This window comes from Methylobacterium sp. TK31 (genome assembly GCF_055361545.1).
In genome coordinates, this window is record NZ_CM143964.1 from 958,767 (window position 1) to 976,232 (window position 17,466).

Below are 17,466 nucleotides of genomic sequence, written 5' to 3' on the forward strand. Positions count from 1 at the left end.
GAGCACCGGCCAATACGGCGGTGCGACTGGTCCGGCCCCCGGGCGGACCCGAAACCAGCATGTTGCTTCTTACGGAGAATATGTGATGCGTCAGTTCGACCTTGCTCCCCTTTATCGCTCCACCGTCGGTTTCGACCGCCTGTTCTCGGCCCTCGACCAGTTCGTGAGCGCCGACGCGGCCCCGACCTACCCGCCCTACAACATCGAGCGCACCGGCGAGAACGCCTACCGGATCACGGTGGCGGTGGCCGGCTTCACGGATTCCGATCTCGCCATCGAGGTCAAGGAGAATGCGCTGACGCTGCGGGGCGAGCGCAAGTCCGACGCCGCCAAGCCGGCGGAGTTCCTGCACCAGGGCATCGCGGCCCGCGCCTTCGAGCGCCGGTTCCAGCTGGCGGACTACGTCCAGGTGACGGGCGCCGCCCTGGAGAACGGCCTCCTCCACATCGATCTCGTCCGCGAGATTCCGGAGGCGAAGAAGCCGCGCCAGATCCAGATCGCCACCGGCCGCGCCCCGCAGGCCCCGGTGATCGAGGGCTCGGTGCAGCAGGCCGCCTGATCGGCGCCGATGCACTTCGGGAGCGCCCCGGCCGCGAGGCCGGGGCGTTCTCACGTCGCGGGCCTGCCGGGCATGCGGCCGGCCCATCGCCAACACGTCAGAATCCCTCGTCGAACCAGTCGCCCCGGCTCGGCTCCTTGCAGCGATAGCCGATGAAACAGCGCGGCGTGTCGCCCGCGGGCACGAAGGCCGGGACGGTGATCTCGGTGACCTCGCAGAAGCTGCGGTCGCGCACGAAGCGGTCATAGGTCTGCCCGCCGGTGCCGAGCACGAGGCTGCCGCTCCGGTCCACCATCGCCTTGGCCTGACCGCAGGAGAGGGTCGTCGTGGATGCCCGCTGCGCCAGGGCCGGCGCGGTGCCGATGGAGAGCGCGAGGGCGAGGGCGGATACGCGGTTCGGCATGGCGCATCAACGCGCTCGGGCCCGGCGCGATCCCGTGTTCCAGGTCGGGCCGCATGCCCCCCGCACCCCTCAGGCGGGGCGGACGGTCACAGGTCGCCGAAGATCAGCTGGCCCTGCGGGCTCGGCCGGCGCGCGGGCCCCTCGGCCTTCGGGCGCTTGGCCGCCGGCTTTCCCGTCGCCCGGCGCGCGACCGGCCGCTGGGCCGGCGGATCGGCGCGCAGGCGCGCCTTCGCCCTGTCGCGGGCGATGGCCTCGGGGGCGTTCGGATCGTCGTCGAGCCACTTGCCGCGCTTGATCACCTCGTTGACCCGGCCCTGGTTCACGCCGACCTTGAAGGCGATCTCCTGCTGGGTCATGCCGGTGGAGGCGTGCAGGTCGAGGATGGCGCGGGCGAGCTCCGGGGTCATCTTCTGGCCGGTGAGGCGCCGGGCCGGCTTGATCGTGCGTGTGGCCCGGTCCCGCTCGCGCAAGCGCTCCAGCAGGGCGAGGGCCATGTGCATGCCGTGCTCGCGCAGGGATTCCTCGAATTCCTTCAACGTCGCCATCGTCGGCATCCTCATCGCCGCGGGGTTCCGAGAGGCCGGAACCGCGACTGTTCCATCAACGCGACCGTCACGCCAGGGTTGCGCCGGACAGGGTCGCAGGGTTGGGCCTGCCGGGGCGTCGTGACAACAGGCAAGATCCGTCATCCACCGCTATCCGCACCGCTATCCGTCGCGCGGGGAAGGTCGGATGCAGGAGCGTGAGGCAGGAGCGTGAGGTCGGCGACGCTGCGCCGCGCCCGTGGTCAGGCGCCCGTGCTTGGGCTAAACCGCCGGTCCCGCCGCGGTTTTCGAGGATCCCCGCCCGATGATCAGCCCGATCGTGTCCGTCTCCCGCGCCGGGCCGCCTCCCGGCACGCCCTCCCTGGTGGAGGCCCTCGAGGACGGTGCGGTGCTGATGTTCCCCGACCTCGACTTTCCCTTCAGCCCTTTCGAGGAGCGCTTCGTCGAGCGCCCCTTCGCCGACGGCAAGGCCAAGAACGTCAACATCCGCGGGCCCGAGGCCACCCTGCGGGGCGCGGCCGGCACGCCGGAGGAGCAGGAGGCCCTGCGCCAGGTCCTGATCCGCTACCGCGGCTTCGCCGAGGCGCTGGTCGCCGAGCACCTGCCGGCCTATGCCGGCAAGGTCTCCTTCGCGGGCACCTCCTACCGGCCCTTCGACGTCGACCGGCGCAAGCTGAGCTGGCGGCGCGACGACACCCGCCTGCACGTGGACGCCTTCCCGTCGAACCCCATCGGCGAGAAGCGCATTCTGCGCATCTTCCGCAACATCAACCCGAACGGCCAGCCCCGCCACTGGCGCGTGGGCGAGGACTTCTCGAGCATGGCGCAGAAGTTCCTGCCGCGCCTGCCCGGATACTCGCCGCTCTCGGCCCGGATGCTGGCACTGCTGAAGATCACCAAGGCGCGGCGGAGCGAGTACGACCACCTGATGCTGCACCTGCACGACGCCCTGAAGCAGGACCTGGGCTACCAGGAGACGGCGCCCCAGGCCGACGTGCACTTCGCCCCCGGCCAGACCTGGGTGACCTTCTCCGACCTCGTGATGCACGGCGCCATGGGCGGCCAGTATATGCTGGAGCAGACCGCCTACCTCGCGGTGGCCGACCAGGCCCGCCCCGAGCGCAGCCCGCAGCGCCTGCTCGCCCAGGCCCTCGGCCGCCCCCTCCGCTGATCCCCTCACCGATTCCTTCGCTGATCCCCCGCACGCCGTACGGCCGGAGACTCCCATGATCCTCGAAATCGCGCAGATCGACGTCAAGACCGGGATGGAGGCCGAGTTCGAGGCCGGCATCGCCAAGGCCGCGGCGATCTTCAAGGCGGCGAAGGGCTGCCGCAGCTTCGCGCTGCGCCGCTCCATCGAGAAGCCGCAGCGCTACCGCCTGCTCATCGAATGGGAGACCCTGGAGAACCACACCGTCGACTTCACCGGGTCCCAGGCCTGGAAGGACTACCGGGCCATGGTCTCGCCGTGCTTCGAGGCGCCGCCCAGCGTCGAGCACACCGAACTCGCGCTCCAGGCCTTCTGACAGGCCGCCTCACCGGCCGGAGCCGCGCACCAGCATCTTGATGCGGTCGTCGAGCCGGCCGATCCGCGTGCGGATGCCGCGCTCGGAGCAGCTCGCCAGGGTCTCGCCGGCGAAGAACCCGAACTGCTCGGCGCGCTCGCGGCAGGCCATCACCGGCGGCAGCGCGATCACCAGCCCGAAGGGCGCGGCGAGCAGCAGGAGGTTGAGGACGAGCGACGGCGCCCAGCCCAGGGTGAAGCGTGGGGCCGCCGGCTCCGCCTCGAACGCGGTCTCGCGGAAGCTGCGCACCGGTCGCGGCGTGCGCATCCCGTCGCGGATGGTCGCCTGCCGGGCCTGCCCGACCGGCTCCGGCCCGTCGGCCGTCCTCTCGCCGGGTCTCCGCGCGGCCGCGTCGAACGCCTCCGGGCCCAGCATCTCCGCGCCGGCCTTCACCGCGCCCTCCCGCATGGGTCCGTCCCGCGCCCGATCATCCCCGGCTACCGCAGGCTGTTCGCGACGGTCCGAAGATCGCCGTCGAGATGCAGGACGCGGCCGGCGAGGTTGCGCCGGGCGCAGGCGGTGCCGCGCAGGATCTCGGGAACCCAGGACCCGCGCGCCGCCGCCCGCTCGCAATCCATCAGGAAGCTCGCCCCCAGCAGGATCGTCATCGGGCCGAGCATCAGGGTGAGCTTGAGCATCCGGCCGATGCCGAACCCGCGGCGGCGGACCGGGCCGCGCTCCGGCCGGGCCGGGCGCCGGACCGGCGAATCGTCCGCCACCTCGTCCGGCTCGCGGTCGCGCGGACCGAACTCCCGTTCGTAGTAGGCTTCGAGCTTGCTGCGCGTCATGGTTGAGCGTCCGCCGACCGGGCCGATGCCGGACTCCTGAACCGAGGGTCGTACGAACAGGGCTAAGCCTCGCCTAACGCGAAGGCCCCGGAGTCCCGTGACCTGCGCGCGTGCTTTCGGAATACTGAACGCCTTCCGAAGCCCGCGCGCGGGCTCCCGGTGACATCCGCCCGCGGACTGCGTACCTAGGATCGACGCAGGCCGGGCCGTTCCCGGCGCCCCTGTCTTCCGAGCGATCCTCGCCCATGATTCAACGCCCCCTCCGCATCGGCACCCGCGGAAGCCCGATGGCCCTGGCCCAGACCGGGATGGTCCGGGACCGGATCGTGGCGGCCAATCCGGGTCTCGAGACCGAGATCGTGGTGGTCAACACCGTGGCGGACCGCATCCTCGACCGCCCCCTCTCGGAGATCGGCGGCAAGGGCCTGTTCACGAAGGAACTGGAGCAGGCGCTCTACGCCGACGTGGTCGACGTCGCCGTCCATTCGATGAAGGACGTGGAGACCTGGCTGCCCGACGGGCTCGTCATCGCCTGCATCCTCGAGCGCGACGACCCGCGCGACGCCTTCCTGTCGCCGCGGGCCGCCGGCTTCGCCGAGCTCCCGTCCGGGTCCCGGGTCGGCACCTCGTCCCTGCGCCGGGCCGCCCAGGTGCTTATGCGCCGGCCCGACCTGCGGATCGTTCCCCTGCGGGGCAACGCCAATACCCGGATGCGCAAGCTGGAGGAGGGCACCTGCGACGCCACCCTGCTGGCCCTCTGCGGCCTGGAGCGCCTCGGCATGGCCGACATGGCCCGGAGCGTCCTCGCGGTCGACGAGATGCTGCCGGCCGTGGCGCAGGGCGCTCTCGGCATCGAGTGCCGCGAGGCCGATGCCGCCGTGCGCGCGCTCCTCGCCCCCCTGGTCTCCGCCCGCGCCACCGCCGAACTCGATGCCGAGCGCGGCCTCCTCGCCGAGCTCGACGGCTCCTGCCGGACCCCGATCGCCGCCCTGGCGCGGATCACCGGCGACACCCTCAACCTCGACGGATTGCTGTTCCTGCCCGACGGCAGCGCCCATTGGGCGGTGCAGCGCTCCGGCGCCGTCGCGGACGCCGCCCGGATCGGACGGGAGGCCGGCGCCGAGCTGAAGCGGGCGGCGGGCGACACCTACGCCCGGCATCTCCAGTAGGGATTCACGCCAGGCTGCGCTCGATCGCCTCCTCGTCGCAGATCACGCTGGCCGCGCGCCGGTACTCGATCCCGAGGGGTTGGGTCAGGATCGGGGCCTTCGCCCGGGCGGTGAAGGCGTCGAGGAAGACCCGCATCACGTGGGCGACGGCCGCGGGCGTGACGGAGCGCAGGTCGTCGTCGTAGTAGCGCGCCGCGTTGGCGGTGCTGGTGACGATCTCGTAGGCCGGAAAATAGACCGCCCGCGGCTCGGCCGCGACCACCTCCTCGGCGGCGACCCGCAGGGCGGCCTTGCTGTAGGTGTTCGAGACGAGCACGTGCCGGTCCGCGTAGGTGGCGATCAGGGGCACCGGCGAGACCGTCAGGATCACCCGCGCACGCGGATTGACCGCGAATAGACGCTCCAGGAATACCAGCATGTCGTCGCGCACGTCACGCGCCCCCGCGTTGACGAAGGCGTAGGTTTCGGGATCGAAGGCGCCGCCGACGACGCCGGGGGCCAGCGGGAGCATCGCCCCGTCCGGCCGGTGCACCCAGCCCTCGGTCAGGCCCAGGGTGAAGACGAAGACGTCGAGGCTGTCGAACATCGTCCGCACCGCCGCGAGGTGCCGGCGGCGATCGGCCTCGACCGCGTCCGGGTCGGCGAAGCCCGCCGGCTCGATGCCCGGGCGAAACGGGTCGACCAGGCGCCCGTCCGGACGGGTCCAGGTCGAGAGGGCGGGGGCGTAGGTGCCGTAGGCGCGATCGAACAGCTGCAGGAGCTGACGGGCGGTGTAGATGTTGCCATAGCGGGCCGAGTAGGTGCCGTATTGCCGGTCGGCGGCGGCCTCGGGCGCCAGACCGTCGGGGGCCGCCTCGGCGAGGTAGTGCCCGAAGCCCGCCTGGGTCAGGGCCCGGGCGACGTGCTGCGCGAAGCAGGAGCCGGCGGTCGCCACCCGGGCGTCGGGGGCGATGGTGAAGCGGCCGCTCGGGCCCGGGGCCAGGGCGAAGGGCGGCACGCCGGCGACGACCTTGCGCCAGAATCGCTCGGCCGGTAGATCGGCGTAAGGGTTCGTCACCACGGCGGCATCTCCATTCGATCGCTCACGCCATTGCCGCGCAAGACCACCAAGACGGCGATCCCGGGTTCCTTGGCGGCGCGGGCGGCCTCCCTCGCACGCCCGGTCTCATCGTGGCGATCCTGGGCGGGAGCATGGCGCCGGCCCGGCGGCGACGCCAGCGATCCGTCGCGGGACGGGCCGCGGATCGCCGTCATGGGCAATTGCCAGGCCGAGGGCATCGCCCGCTCCCTGCGCCTCCTGCTCCCCCGGGCCCGGGTCCAGCTCGTTCCCTTCGACGGCCTCGGGCGCCGCTACGGCAGCCTCGACCGGCTCAAGGCCCATCTCGCCCCCTTCGATCACGTCTTCACGCAGTTCTTTCCCGAGGGCTTCGTCGACGGCGGAAACGTCCACGTACTCGGCGCGCAGGACCCGCGCATCCGCCTCTACCCGACCATCCTGTTCCCCGGCTACCAGCCCGACATGGTGCTCGTGGGCGATGTCGGCGCGCTCTCCGCCTCGCGCCTGATCGCCTCGCCGGTCGGCCCCTATCACTCGGCCATCGTCCTGTGCGCCTACCTCGAAGGACTGGGACCGGAGGACACCGCCGGACTGTTCCGCGATTCGATCTATACGAGGCTCGGCTTCTACGAGGCCTGGAACGTCGCGGCGGCCGAGCTCCTCGGCAGCGCCCGCGACATCGCCTTCCCGCTGGAGGCGGAGCTCGCCCGCTGGTCCCGGCGCGGCTGCTTCATGCACGTCCTCAACCATCCCAAGCTGTTCGTGCTGGCCGACCTCGCCCGGCGCCTCGCCACGGAAGCCGGCCTCGAGCCGATCCCGGCCCGGGTCGAGGATTATCTCCCCGACGAGCTCGCCGCCGACGTGGTCTGGCCGCTCTACCCCGACCTCGCCGCACGCTACGGGCTGACGGGCGCCATGCTGTTCAAGGACCGGGCACGCCGGAGCGACCCGAAGCTCTACGACCTTCCGGGATTCATCGCGGCGAGCTTCGCGATCTACCGACGCCACGCGCCGGAGGCGCTCGGCTGCATCCGGGTCGAGGGATGGCGGGCCAACGCGGCCGTCCGAGCCCTGTTCAGGGCCTGACGGCGGCGAACCTCTCAGCCCGCCGCGCGCAGGATCGGCGGCTCGGAGGCCGGGTCGGCTTCCTGCATCATCAGGCCGGCCAGGTCGACCACGTCCTGGATCCGGAAGGGCTTGCCCAGGAAAACGCTGTCCGGCACGGCGCGCCGGTCGTTGAAGCCGCTGGTGGACGAATAGATCACCGGGCGATGCGGGTTGAAGGTGCGGAAGGCCTGCGCCACCGCCCAGCCGTCGATGAGCCCCGGGAGGTTGATGTCGGTGAGGAGGAGCCCGAACGCTCCACCGGTCCCGGCGCTCCCGGCCTGACGGATGGCCGCCACCGCGGCCTCGCCGCTGGAGACCGAGGCCACGGCGATGCCGTTGCGCTGGCACAGGGCGGTCAACATCTCGAGAAGCAGGTAGTTGTCCTCGACTACGAGGATCTGACGCCGAGGCATGGATCGCACCAACTCTTTGCAGGTCCGACTTAGTCCGATATTGGTTAACCCTCGATCAACAGAAGCGGCGCCAAAGCGCAGTCTCGTGCCCCGAAGCACTCTGGACGAATCCATGCCGGACCATTCGACCCCAGCGGCCGGGGTGTCCGAGACCCCGGGTGCACCGGACCTTCGGGCGCCCCCGGTCTACGACCTCCGGACGCTGACGGAACTGGAGGGCATCTTCGGCCGGACCCGGCTGATGGATCTCCTCGATCGCCTGAGGGCCGAGATCGGCCAGCGCCTGCAGGCCCCGGTGGCCGAACGGAACGTGCTGGGACAGGACGCCCACACCCTCCTCTCCGTGAGCGGGTCCCTCGGCTTCCTCGATCTCTCGATCCGCTGTTCCGAGATGGAGCGGGCCTGTCTGCAGGGAGCCGATCTCGCCGCGCCCCTGGCCGCCGCCCGGCTGTCCGCCGCCAGCGCCGTCGCGGCGATCCGGGTGCTGCAGGATCGCCCTTGAGCCGGGCGGCCCGGCATGTTGCACCGCGGCCACGGCTTGGCCGCACGTGTGCGAGTGACGTTTTCGCGTCGCGCCGATGCCGCAATCGGGGCCGATTCCAGTCTCGGTGTCACACCGGCCGTCGCTGGACTGCTTCCGGGCCGGCCGGCGTGAAGACTGGGTTTTGCGAGACTTTGCCCGGTTTCGGCAGGGTCCGCTCAAGGTTGATGGAACCTTCGCTTAACCGAGACCGCATAAGAACCGCCGATGTGGCCCCGAGGGGGCCCCACGAGGCGACGTCGCCGGTCCGGTCGTCACCGATCCGGCGGGCGTGCCCGAGGAGAACAGGATCATGTCCATGACTGCGCGCTTCCGCGTGTTTCCGCTGGCGGCCGCCCTCTGCGCCGCTCTCAGCGTCGCCGCCTGTACCAACGACAAGGACCTCGCCGATGCCTCCGGGTTCGGCGCCGGCGGCGGCCTGAACGGCGGCGCCAACACCCCCGGCAGCGCCCAGGATTTCGTGGTGAACATCGGCGACCGGGTCTTCTTCGAGTCGGATTCCACCGACCTGACCCCCACCGCCACCGCCACCCTCGACAAGCAGGCGAGCTGGCTGCAGCGTTACCCGCGCTACACCTTCCTGATCGAGGGCCACGCCGACGAGCGCGGCACCCGCGAGTACAACTTCTCCCTCGGCGAGCGCCGTGCCCAGTCGGTGAAGGACTATCTCAGCTCCCGCGGCATCGCGACCGGGCGCATCCGCACCGTCTCCTACGGCAAGGAGCGTCCGGTGGCCGTCTGCAACGACATCTCGTGCTGGTCGCAGAACCGTCGCGCCGTCACCGTGCTGGATCGCGGCGCCGGCTCCTGAGGTCGGCGAAGGACGGGATCCGGGGTGCCGCGACGGCCCGCCGGGTCCCGCCCGCGGAGCGGTGCGTCGCGGCATGGCCGCATTTTTGCCGCGTGGGGCAGCATTTGCTATCGGCGGGCCGCGCCCCTCGCGCGCGAACCTCCGCCCCTCGACCACCGGTGCCGACCGCCATGCTTGCCCGCCTTCTCCTCGCGACCCGCCTCGCCGCTGCCGCCGGACTCGTCTCGGGAGCGATCCTGTGCGGAACCTCGGCTCCGGCGGCGGCGCAGGATGCCTCCGACTTCGTCGTCCGGCTGAACCGGCTGGAGAACCAGTCGCGCCAGACCGCCGGGCAGATCGAGACGCTGCAATACGAAAATCGGCAGCTCAAGGAGCAGCTCCGCAAGTTCCAGGAGGACGTGGAGTTCCGCCTGCAGGAGGCGAAGGGGGGCCGCCCGGGCGCCCCGGCCGGCACCAACCCGGCCCCGGCCAAGCCGCAGAAGCGCAGCGACGCCTTCGATCCCGACCGCAATCCCAATCAGCCAGGAGCGCCGATCCAGCTCGGCACCACCACGCCGAGCGCCCCGGTGGCGGAAGCGCCCCGTGCCCGCAGCGTCCCCCCGACCGTCGTCGAGGCGGATGACGAGGAGCCCGGCCTGACGCCGCCCGGTCTCGGCGGCCCGGTCGACCTGTCGCCGCCCGCCCGCGTGCCGACCACCGGCGCCCTGCCGACCCCGCCCCGCGCCGGCAGCGTCGCCGCCACGGGCTCGGGCGACGCGCGCTCCGATTACGAGGCCGCCTACGCCTATATCCTCCAGCGCCAGTACGAGCAGGCCGAGATGGGCCTGCGCCAGTTCATCCAGTCGCATCCGCGCGACGCGCTGGTGCCCTCGGCGACCTACTGGCTCGGCGAGAGCTACCTCCAGCGCAACCGCAATCGCGAGGCGGCCGAGCAGTTCCTGAAGGTCTCCACCGACTACGCCCGCTCGGCCCAGGCCCCCGACGCCATGCTGAAGCTCGGCGCATCGCTGAACGCGCTCGGCGCCCGCGAGCAGGCCTGCGCGACCCTCGCCGAACTGGAGCGCAAGTTCCCCTCCGCCAGCGCCAGCGTGCGCCAGGGCGTGACCCGCGAACAGAAGCGCGCCCGCTGCGCCGCCTGACCCCGCGAGACGGCGCGGTCGAGGCCGCGCTCCGGCCCTACCTCACCGGGACCCCGGTCCTCCTCGCGGTCTCCGGCGGCCCGGACTCGACGGCGCTGATGGCCGCGGCCGCGGCGAGCGATCCCGACGCCGTCCACGTCGCCACCGTCGATCACGGCCTGCGGCCGGATGCGGCCGCGGAGGCCGAGGCCGTCGCGCGCCTCGCCGGGACCTTCGGTTTCCCGCACCGAACCCTCCTCTGGACCGGCCCGAAGCCGGCACACGGGCTGCAGGCGGCGGCCCGCGCCGCCCGCTACGACCTCCTCGCCGCCCATGCCGAATCCCTCGGGGCCGCCTTCGTCCTCACCGGGCACACCCGCGACGACCAGGCCGAGACCGTCCTGATGCGGCTCCTGGCCGGCAGCGGACCGGCCGGCCTCGCCGGCATGCGCCCCGAGCGCGTCCTGGCACGATCCATTCGCCTGGCGCGGCCCTTCCTCGGCGTGCCGAAGGCCGATCTCGTCGCCTATTGCGAGGCGCGCGGCCTGACCTTCGCGCGCGATCCGTCCAATCGCGACGAGCGCTTCGCCCGCGCCCGCCTGCGCCGGCTCCTGCCCGATCTCGATCGCGAAGGCCTGAGCCCGGACCGGCTCTGCCGCCTCGCCGAGCGCTGCGCCCGCGACGAGGCCGCCCTGGCGGCCTTCGCGGAGGCGGCCTTCGCGGGCGCGCTCCGTCCGCAGCCCGCCCCGGGCCTGCGGCTCGACGGCGGCCGTCTGCGCGCCCTGCCGGACGCGGTCCTGCTGCGTGTCGCCAGCCTGGCGGCGGAGCGGATGTCCCCGGGGGGCCGGGAGCGGCTGGAGCGCCTGGAGAGCCTCGTGCTCGATGGGCTCCGGCCGGCCCTGCACGCCGGTGCGCCGGTGCGCCGGACCCTGCGCGACATCCTGTTCGCGGTGACCCGGACCGGCGACCTCGTCCTGATCCCGGCGCCACCGCGGCGGGGGAGGGGATCTCCGTAACCTTCGCGGCCGATGCGGCCTTGCCGCGGCGGTGTGGCCATGGCACGGCCTCCCCCTTCGACTTGGCAAGGGGTGACTCGCTGCCTACATTGGCGGGGAGCGTCAGGAGCGACCCGCCCCATTTCGCGCGGCGGGCCCCGATGCCTCCAGGGATTGATCGATGAACCCGAACTTCCGCAACTTCGCCTTGTGGGTCGTCATCTTCCTGCTCGTGCTCGCCCTCGTGACCCTGTTCCAGAATCCGGGTCATCGCGGTGGCGGCTCCGAGATCGCCTACAGCCAGCTTCTGAACGATGCCGATTCCGGCAAGATCCAGACGGTTGTGATCTCCGGGCAGGACGTCAGCGGCACCTATGTCGGCGGCGGCAACTTCACCTCCTATGCCCCCAACGACCCGAGCCTGGTGTCCAAGCTGCAGAGCAAGGGCGTGCAGATCACCGCGCGTCCGCCCTCGGACAACACGCCGTGGTTCATCCAGCTTCTCGTGAGCTGGCTGCCGATCCTCGTGTTCATCGGCGCCTGGATCTTCCTGTCCCGGCAGATGCAGTCGGGCGCCGGCCGCGCCATGGGCTTCGGCAAGTCGAAGGCCAAGCTCCTCACCGAGGCCTCCGGCCGCGTGAGCTTCGACGACGTCGCCGGCGTCGAGGAAGCCAAGGAGGACCTGCAGGAGATCGTCGAATTCCTGCGCGATCCGCAGAAGTTCCAGCGTCTCGGCGGCCGCATCCCGCGCGGCGTGCTGCTCGTCGGCCCCCCCGGCACGGGTAAGACCCTGATCGCCCGTGCGGTGGCGGGCGAGGCCAACGTGCCGTTCTTCACGATCTCGGGCTCGGACTTCGTCGAGATGTTCGTCGGCGTCGGTGCCTCCCGCGTGCGCGACATGTTCGAGCAGGCAAAGAAGAACGCGCCCTGCATCATCTTCATCGACGAGATCGACGCGGTCGGCCGTCATCGCGGCGCCGGCCTCGGCGGCGGAAACGACGAGCGCGAGCAGACCCTGAACCAGCTCCTCGTGGAGATGGACGGCTTCGAGGCGAACGAGGGCGTGATCATCATCGCGGCCACCAACCGTCCCGACGTGCTCGACCCCGCCCTGCTGCGCCCGGGCCGCTTCGACCGCCAGATCATGGTGCCGAACCCCGACGTCGTCGGCCGCGAGCGCATCCTGCGCGTCCACGTCCGCAAGGTGCCCCTGGCGCCGGACGTCGACCTCAAGGTCATCGCGCGCGGCACCCCGGGCTTCTCCGGCGCCGACCTGATGAACCTCGTCAACGAATCCGCCCTGCTGGCGGCCCGTCGCGGCAAGCGCATCGTCACGATGCACGAGTTCGAGGACGCCAAGGACAAGGTGATGATGGGCGCCGAGCGGCGCACCCTGGTCATGACCGAGGACGAGAAGCGGCTGACCGCCTACCACGAGGGCGGCCACGCCATCGTCGCCTTCAACGTGCCGGCCACCGATCCCGTCCACAAGGCGACGATCATCCCGCGCGGCCGGGCACTGGGCATGGTCATGCAGCTGCCCGAGCGCGACAAGCTCTCGATGTCCTACGAGCAGATGACCTCGCGCCTTGCCATCATGATGGGTGGCCGCATCGCCGAGGAAATGACCTTCGGCGCCGACAAGGTGACCTCGGGCGCCCAGTCCGACATCGAGCAGGCCACCCGCCTCGCCCGCATGATGGTCACCCGCTGGGGCTTCTCGCCCGAGCTCGGCACCGTGGCCTACGGCGAGAACAACGACGAGGTCTTCCTCGGCATGTCGATGGGCCGTCAGCAGACGGTCTCGGAGGCGACCGCCCAGAAGATCGACGCGGAGGTCCGCCGCCTCGTCGAGACCGGTCTCGAGGAAGCCCGCCGTATCCTCGGCGAGCACAAGGACGATCTCGAGGCGCTGGCCCAGGGCCTGCTCGAATACGAGACGCTCTCCGGCGACGAGATCAAGAACCTCATCGCGGGCAAGCCGCCGATCCGCGACGCCGGCGACGGCCCGACCACGCTGCGGGGCTCCTCGGTGCCCTCCACCGGTCGTGGCCGCCCGCGCGGCAGCGACGGTCTGGAGCCGCAGCCCCAGGCCTGAGCTTCCGAACGCAGACAGCCCGAACGCGACGACGAGCCCGCCCCCGGCGGGCTCGTTCGTATCAAGACCTCCCTAACGATACGGCGGGTTTGTCCTCACTCCGGCGAGGCCCGGCAACCGGATCTTCAGGAGCCGGAACGGACATAATCCCGAAGCATCATCGCCGACGGCGAAGCGGAGGATTGCGTCGTGAGGCGGAGTCAGCTTCCCTACACCGAGAACAGAAGACGGGACGCGAAGACCATGTCGCGCAAGTATTTCGGCACGGACGGCATCCGTGGACGGGCCAACGGCGTGATCACGCCCGAACTCGCGCTCAAGGTCGGTCAGGCCGCGGGGCTGATCTTCCAGCGCGGCGACCACCGCCATCGTGTGGTGATCGGCAAGGATACGCGCCTGTCGGGCTACATGATCGAGACCGCGCTGATCGCCGGCTTCACCTCGATGGGCATGGACGTGCTGCAGCTCGGCCCGATGCCGACGCCGGCGGTGGCGATGCTCACCCGCTCCATGCGCGCCGATATCGGCGTGATGATCTCGGCCTCGCACAACCCGTTCGAGGATAACGGCATCAAGCTGTTCGGGCCGGACGGCTTCAAACTCAACGACGACGTCGAGCGCGAGATCGAGGCCCTGATCGACGGCGAGCTGCACAAGCGCCTGGCGAGCCCGCGCGACCTCGGGCGCGCCAAGCGCATCGAGAGCGTGCACGCCCGCTACATCGAATTCGCCAAGCGCTCCCTGCCGCGCAACATCACCCTCGACGGCCTGCGCATCGTGGTCGATTGCGCCAACGGCGCCGCCTACCGGGTCGCGCCGGAGACGCTGTGGGAGCTCGGGGCCGAGGTGATCGCCATCGGCGTCGAGCCCGACGGCTTCAACATCAACCGGGACGTCGGATCGACGGCGCCCGCGGCCCTGGCGGCCAAGGTCCGGGAATTGCGCGCCGATATCGGCATCGCCCTCGACGGCGACGCCGACCGCGTGCTGATCATCGACGAGAAGGGCCAGTCGGTCGACGGCGACCAGCTGATGGCCGTGGTCGCCCGGTCCTGGAAGGAGGACGACCGCCTGACGCAGCCGGGCCTGGTCGCCACCATCATGTCCAACCTCGGCCTCGAGCGCTTCCTCGGCGGCATCGGCCTCAACCTCGCCCGCACCGCCGTCGGCGACCGCTACGTGCTCGAGTACATGCGCGAGCACGGCTACAATCTCGGCGGCGAGCAGTCCGGACACATCATCATGTCGGACTACGCCACCACCGGCGACGGCCTCGTGGCCGCCCTGCAGCTCCTCAGCGTGGTCAAGCGCCAGGAGCGCCCGGTGAGCGAGGTCTGCCACTGCTTCGAACCGCTGCCGCAGATCCTGAAGAACGTGCGCTACCGCTCCGGCGAACCGCTGAACGCCGTCGCGGTCGTGACCGCCATCGCGCAGGCGCGCGAGCGGCTCGGCAAGTCCGGGCGGCTCGTCATCCGCCCCTCGGGCACGGAGACGGTGATCCGCGTGATGGCCGAGGGCGACGACCGCGGCCTCGTGACGGAAGTGGTGGACGATGTGGTCGAGGCCGTGGCCAAGGCCGCTGCCTGAACGCCGTCCCGCCGGAACGGGCCGGGCCGCCGCGACGCCGACCCGCGATCGACCGGGGACCTCAGATCCGGTCGTAGGCGGCCGGCGCGACCTCCCGCCAGGCGGCCAGGAGGGCGGCGGCGAGCACCGCCTCGTCCGCCTCCCAGAGCGTGAGGCTGGTCCAGCCGCGCCGGCCCCAGGCGCCCTCGACCGCTTCGAACAGGTCGGGCTCGGCCTCGATCCACTCGGCCTGCTGCGCGCGCGACAGGCGTAGCACCAGTCGCTCCTCCTCGACCCAGAGCGTCGCGAAGATCCGGCCGAACACACGGAAATCGGGGTGGCCGTTATGCGCGCCCTCGTCCACTTCCGGCAGCGCCCCGGCCAATCGGCGGACATCCTCTGGTCTGCTGGGCACGCGCGTCCTGTTCCTGATCGGCCGAAATCACATGCCCGGAGGAGGCTGCCTGTCTTCCCGAAGACATATCTGACGTTGCGATGCCGTCATCAACGCTTTGGCAAGGATAAGTTTTAACGTTAAACCCGATTTAACCCTTGCCGCCCATCATGTCCCCGTCATCCCGCCGGCGTTTCGAGCTTCCGGCACACGGTCGATTGAAGGACATCCGATGCGCCGCACCAAGCTGTCTGCCTTGGCGCGCTCGATCACGCTCATTGCGAGCGTGGCAGCGCCCTGCCTCGCCCAAGCGGCGGATCTGCTCCCGCCCCTGCCGCCCGAGCCGCTGCCCCCGCCGGTCGAGATCGGCGGCGGCTGGTACCTGCGCGGCGATGTCGGCGTCGGCGCGACCAGCGTCGGCGCGATCTCGACGGTGCTGAAGGGTTCGCTCCCCGACGGCTACCGCTACGACCAGAAGGCGGTCGAGGACAGCTTCTTCGCCGGCGGCGGCGTCGGCTACCAGTTCGGCAGCTACTTCCACGGCGACATCACCGCCGAGTACCGCGGCGGCAGCAAGTTCCGGTTCCAGGACAGCTTCGACACCACCTGCTACGGCGGCGACGGTCCCTACGGCTGCAAGGGCGTGAATTCCTACAACGCCAACCTCTCGTCGGTGGTCGTGATGGCCAACGGCTACATCGACCTCGGCACCTGGTACGGCATCACGCCCTTCGTCGGCGGCGGCGTCGGCTCGGCCTTCCATCACCTGAGCGGCTTCAACGATTCCGGCTTCGGCGGCGCGACGGGCGGCTACGGCTACGCCCGCGACAAGAACACGACCAGCTTCGCCTGGGCCGCCATGGCCGGCCTCGGCTACAGCGTGACCCCGAACCTCAGGCTGGAGCTCGGCTACCGCTACATGAATCTCGGCCACGTCTCCTCGAACCCGGTGACCTGCATCAACGATCCGGGCTGCGGCGGTGCGGTCTACAAGATCAAGGACATCACCTCCCACGACGTCCGGATCGGCATGCGCTGGCTGCTCGGAGGCGTCGTCGCCCCGGCGGTCGCCGAGTATCAGCCCGAGCCGGCACCGCTGGTGCGCAAGTACTGAAGCCGATCGACGCGCGACGCGCGACGGGGCTCCCCGCCGCGTGGGCGGGACGGCAGCTTCGACGGAACGGCCGGGATGCGCCTCGCGCATCTCGGCCGTTCTCCGTTTCGGGACAGCCGGGCAGGGCGGTGGAAAGTCTCTGATCACAAGGCGTTAGGGTTAAGTCCTCTCTAACGCTTCCGGGGGAGGATGGCCCCTGAGCGATGATTCGAGGCGTCCCCGTCACGCCTTGGCCCGCCCCGTATCTTCCAGCGTATGAGAGCGTCATGGCCGTCCTGAACTCCCGCATTGTCACGGCCCTCAAACTGGCCCTCGTCGCGCAGGGTCTGGCGACGGCCGCGCAGGCGGCGGATCTCCTGCCGCCGCCCCCACCACCGCCGCCGGTCGCCATCGGGGAGGGCTGGTACCTGCGCGTCGACGCCACCGTGAGCGACTATGCCCGTCCGCGCGATGCGACCCCGGCGCCGGCGGATGGCAGCCCGTTCAATCCCCTCACGCGCATGAACCTCGAGACGGTGCCCGGCTATGGCGGCGGCGTCGGCTACCGCATCAACAACTGGCTCCGCGTCGACGCGACGGTCGATCAGCGCATGCCGTCCCGCTACAGCGCCTACTCGTCGGGATCGAACTTCGTCACCGGCTCCAACGTCGAGGCGGGACAGATCGACGTCCTCACCGGCCTGGTGAACGTCTATGCCGATCTCGGCACCTGGTGGGGTCTGACCCCGTATATCGGCGGCGGCATCGGCTTCGCGGACAAGCACTTCGGCAAGGCCTACACCCAGACGACCTGCACCGTCGAATTCTGCGACGGCAATGCGGGAACGGGCCCGCGCGACGCGGTCCGGCGCCCGAGCCGGTCGGTGACGTCCCTGGCCTGGGCCCTGACCGGCGGCGTCTCCTACGAGATCGGCGGCGGCTTCAGCCTCGATACGAGCTACCGCTACGTCGACCTCGGCCGCGCCAAGACGGGCCTCGATACCTTCGGCTTCGACTCGCGCCTGAAGGATCTGGCCTCGCACGAGGTCCGCGTCGGTCTGCGCTACAGCTTCGCGGGCGGTCCGGGCCGTCTGGCCGGCCTGCCGATCCCGAGCTGGAACCGCAACCCCTACGAGTAGGCGGAAGACCCCGGGGACGGGTCGCGTCGCGGAACCCGTCCCCGTGGAAGACCCTCGGCGGGCAACGGACCGTTAAGGTTACTCAAGTAAAAAGAAACTACAGGC

At 70.9% G+C, this 17,466-nt stretch carries 20 protein-coding genes; 13 read left to right on the top strand and 7 right to left on the bottom strand.

What is annotated here, in order from left to right; translation table 11 throughout:
* Positions 1-85 precede the first annotated feature (85 nt).
* Entirely contained in the window at positions 86-559 is a 474-nt protein-coding gene (locus ACXJY8_RS04385; RefSeq protein ID WP_463776435.1) for an Hsp20 family protein, read from the top strand.
* 97 nt (positions 560-656) lie between these two features.
* Here ACXJY8_RS04385 and ACXJY8_RS04390 read toward each other — a convergent pair whose 3' ends face one another.
* Positions 657-962, bottom strand: a complete 306-nt coding sequence (locus ACXJY8_RS04390; protein WP_463776438.1) for a hypothetical protein — start codon at positions 960-962, stop codon at positions 657-659.
* An 86-nt stretch (positions 963-1,048) separates the two neighbouring features.
* Entirely contained in the window at positions 1,049-1,507 is a 459-nt protein-coding gene (locus ACXJY8_RS04395; RefSeq protein WP_463776441.1) for an RNA polymerase subunit sigma-70, read from the bottom strand.
* Positions 1,508-1,811: 304 nt separating this feature from the next.
* Here ACXJY8_RS04395 and kdoO point away from each other — a divergent pair, with 304 nt between their 5' ends.
* The gene (gene kdoO / locus ACXJY8_RS04400; protein WP_463776443.1) at positions 1,812-2,678 is read left to right on the top strand and encodes a Kdo hydroxylase KdoO; all 867 of its coding nucleotides are present in this window, start codon (positions 1,812-1,814) and stop codon (positions 2,676-2,678) included.
* 55 nt (positions 2,679-2,733) lie between these two features.
* On the top strand, positions 2,734-3,033 hold the full coding sequence (locus tag ACXJY8_RS04405) for an antibiotic biosynthesis monooxygenase family protein (RefSeq protein WP_463776445.1): 300 nt from the start codon (positions 2,734-2,736) through the stop codon (positions 3,031-3,033).
* Between the two features lie 9 nt (positions 3,034-3,042).
* Here ACXJY8_RS04405 and ACXJY8_RS04410 read toward each other — a convergent pair whose 3' ends face one another.
* Together ACXJY8_RS04410 and ACXJY8_RS04415 are read right to left on the bottom strand one after the other, a co-directional pair.
* Complete coding sequence (locus ACXJY8_RS04410; RefSeq protein ID WP_463776448.1) at positions 3,043-3,480, bottom strand: hypothetical protein; 438 nt, start codon at positions 3,478-3,480, stop codon at positions 3,043-3,045.
* Positions 3,481-3,509: 29 nt separating this feature from the next.
* Entirely contained in the window at positions 3,510-3,860 is a 351-nt protein-coding gene (locus ACXJY8_RS04415; RefSeq protein ID WP_463776450.1) for a hypothetical protein, read from the bottom strand.
* Positions 3,861-4,105: 245 nt separating this feature from the next.
* On the opposite strand from ACXJY8_RS04415, the gene hemC reads away from it, so the two are divergent.
* Positions 4,106-5,029: a hydroxymethylbilane synthase gene (gene hemC, locus ACXJY8_RS04420; RefSeq protein ID WP_463776456.1), complete on the top strand. Its 924-nt coding sequence runs from the start codon at positions 4,106-4,108 to the stop codon at positions 5,027-5,029.
* Between the two features lie 4 nt (positions 5,030-5,033).
* Here the strand turns inward: hemC and ACXJY8_RS04425 are convergent, their stop codons facing one another.
* Positions 5,034-6,089 (bottom strand): GSCFA domain-containing protein, encoded by a 1,056-nt coding sequence (locus tag ACXJY8_RS04425; RefSeq protein WP_463776460.1) that lies wholly within the window; start codon positions 6,087-6,089, stop codon positions 5,034-5,036.
* Between the two features lie 192 nt (positions 6,090-6,281).
* On the opposite strand from ACXJY8_RS04425, the gene ACXJY8_RS04430 reads away from it, so the two are divergent.
* A complete protein-coding gene (locus ACXJY8_RS04430; RefSeq protein WP_463776464.1) occupies positions 6,282-7,172 on the top strand; it encodes a WcbI family polysaccharide biosynthesis putative acetyltransferase in 891 nt (296 codons plus the stop codon).
* A gap of 14 nt (positions 7,173-7,186) precedes the next feature.
* Here ACXJY8_RS04430 and ACXJY8_RS04435 read toward each other — a convergent pair whose 3' ends face one another.
* Positions 7,187-7,606, bottom strand: a complete 420-nt coding sequence (locus tag ACXJY8_RS04435; RefSeq protein ID WP_463776473.1) for a response regulator — start codon at positions 7,604-7,606, stop codon at positions 7,187-7,189.
* 112 nt (positions 7,607-7,718) lie between these two features.
* Here ACXJY8_RS04435 and ACXJY8_RS04440 point away from each other — a divergent pair, with 112 nt between their 5' ends.
* The 6 genes from ACXJY8_RS04440 to glmM all read left to right on the top strand — a co-directional run bounded on the left by ACXJY8_RS04440 (position 7,719) and on the right by glmM (position 14,756).
* Positions 7,719-8,108 carry an Hpt domain-containing protein gene (locus ACXJY8_RS04440; protein WP_463776478.1) on the top strand — a complete coding sequence of 130 codons (390 nt, stop codon included), beginning with the start codon at positions 7,719-7,721 and terminating at the stop codon, positions 8,106-8,108.
* A gap of 331 nt (positions 8,109-8,439) precedes the next feature.
* Positions 8,440-8,958 (top strand): peptidoglycan-associated lipoprotein Pal, encoded by a 519-nt coding sequence (pal, locus tag ACXJY8_RS04445; protein ID WP_463776480.1) that lies wholly within the window; start codon positions 8,440-8,442, stop codon positions 8,956-8,958.
* Positions 8,959-9,128: 170 nt separating this feature from the next.
* The gene (gene ybgF, locus ACXJY8_RS04450) at positions 9,129-10,097 is read left to right on the top strand and encodes a tol-pal system protein YbgF (protein WP_463776483.1); all 969 of its coding nucleotides are present in this window, start codon (positions 9,129-9,131) and stop codon (positions 10,095-10,097) included.
* A 98-nt stretch (positions 10,098-10,195) separates the two neighbouring features.
* The gene (tilS, locus tag ACXJY8_RS04455; protein WP_463776488.1) at positions 10,196-11,092 is read left to right on the top strand and encodes a tRNA lysidine(34) synthetase TilS; all 897 of its coding nucleotides are present in this window, start codon (positions 10,196-10,198) and stop codon (positions 11,090-11,092) included.
* 160 nt (positions 11,093-11,252) lie between these two features.
* Positions 11,253-13,169 carry an ATP-dependent zinc metalloprotease FtsH gene (gene ftsH / locus ACXJY8_RS04460; RefSeq protein ID WP_463776491.1) on the top strand — a complete coding sequence of 639 codons (1,917 nt, stop codon included), beginning with the start codon at positions 11,253-11,255 and terminating at the stop codon, positions 13,167-13,169.
* 243 nt (positions 13,170-13,412) lie between these two features.
* The gene (glmM, locus tag ACXJY8_RS04465) at positions 13,413-14,756 is read left to right on the top strand and encodes a phosphoglucosamine mutase (RefSeq protein WP_463776494.1); all 1,344 of its coding nucleotides are present in this window, start codon (positions 13,413-13,415) and stop codon (positions 14,754-14,756) included.
* Positions 14,757-14,817: 61 nt separating this feature from the next.
* On the opposite strand, the gene ACXJY8_RS04470 is transcribed toward glmM, so the two are convergent.
* Complete coding sequence (locus ACXJY8_RS04470) at positions 14,818-15,150, bottom strand: MmcQ/YjbR family DNA-binding protein (protein ID WP_463776497.1); 333 nt, start codon at positions 15,148-15,150, stop codon at positions 14,818-14,820.
* 211 nt (positions 15,151-15,361) lie between these two features.
* Here ACXJY8_RS04470 and ACXJY8_RS04475 point away from each other — a divergent pair, with 211 nt between their 5' ends.
* Both ACXJY8_RS04475 and ACXJY8_RS04480 read left to right on the top strand, forming a co-directional pair.
* Positions 15,362-16,243, top strand: a complete 882-nt coding sequence (locus ACXJY8_RS04475; RefSeq protein WP_463776500.1) for an outer membrane protein — start codon at positions 15,362-15,364, stop codon at positions 16,241-16,243.
* Positions 16,244-16,509: 266 nt separating this feature from the next.
* On the top strand, positions 16,510-17,361 hold the full coding sequence (locus ACXJY8_RS04480) for an outer membrane protein (RefSeq protein WP_463776503.1): 852 nt from the start codon (positions 16,510-16,512) through the stop codon (positions 17,359-17,361).
* The last annotated feature ends 105 nt before the right edge of the window (positions 17,362-17,466 follow it).

Coding starts and splice junctions, on each gene's coding strand:
- ACXJY8_RS04385 (WP_463776435.1), top strand. CDS start 86: ATGCGTCAGTTCGACCTTGCTCCCCTTTATCGCTCCACCGTCGGTTTC.
- ACXJY8_RS04390 (WP_463776438.1), bottom strand. CDS start 962: ATGCCGAACCGCGTATCCGCCCTCGCCCTCGCGCTCTCCATCGGCACC.
- ACXJY8_RS04395 (WP_463776441.1), bottom strand. CDS start 1,507: ATGGCGACGTTGAAGGAATTCGAGGAATCCCTGCGCGAGCACGGCATG.
- kdoO (WP_463776443.1), top strand. CDS start 1,812: ATGATCAGCCCGATCGTGTCCGTCTCCCGCGCCGGGCCGCCTCCCGGC.
- ACXJY8_RS04405 (WP_463776445.1), top strand. CDS start 2,734: ATGATCCTCGAAATCGCGCAGATCGACGTCAAGACCGGGATGGAGGCC.
- ACXJY8_RS04410 (WP_463776448.1), bottom strand. CDS start 3,480: ATGCGGGAGGGCGCGGTGAAGGCCGGCGCGGAGATGCTGGGCCCGGAG.
- ACXJY8_RS04415 (WP_463776450.1), bottom strand. CDS start 3,860: ATGACGCGCAGCAAGCTCGAAGCCTACTACGAACGGGAGTTCGGTCCG.
- hemC (WP_463776456.1), top strand. CDS start 4,106: ATGATTCAACGCCCCCTCCGCATCGGCACCCGCGGAAGCCCGATGGCC.
- ACXJY8_RS04430 (WP_463776464.1), top strand. CDS start 6,282: ATGGGCAATTGCCAGGCCGAGGGCATCGCCCGCTCCCTGCGCCTCCTG.
- ACXJY8_RS04435 (WP_463776473.1), bottom strand. CDS start 7,606: ATGCCTCGGCGTCAGATCCTCGTAGTCGAGGACAACTACCTGCTTCTC.
- ACXJY8_RS04440 (WP_463776478.1), top strand. CDS start 7,719: ATGCCGGACCATTCGACCCCAGCGGCCGGGGTGTCCGAGACCCCGGGT.
- pal (WP_463776480.1), top strand. CDS start 8,440: ATGTCCATGACTGCGCGCTTCCGCGTGTTTCCGCTGGCGGCCGCCCTC.
- ybgF (WP_463776483.1), top strand. CDS start 9,129: ATGCTTGCCCGCCTTCTCCTCGCGACCCGCCTCGCCGCTGCCGCCGGA.
- tilS (WP_463776488.1), top strand. CDS start 10,196: ATGGCCGCGGCCGCGGCGAGCGATCCCGACGCCGTCCACGTCGCCACC.
- ftsH (WP_463776491.1), top strand. CDS start 11,253: ATGAACCCGAACTTCCGCAACTTCGCCTTGTGGGTCGTCATCTTCCTG.
- glmM (WP_463776494.1), top strand. CDS start 13,413: ATGTCGCGCAAGTATTTCGGCACGGACGGCATCCGTGGACGGGCCAAC.
- ACXJY8_RS04475 (WP_463776500.1), top strand. CDS start 15,362: ATGCGCCGCACCAAGCTGTCTGCCTTGGCGCGCTCGATCACGCTCATT.
- ACXJY8_RS04480 (WP_463776503.1), top strand. CDS start 16,510: ATGGCCGTCCTGAACTCCCGCATTGTCACGGCCCTCAAACTGGCCCTC.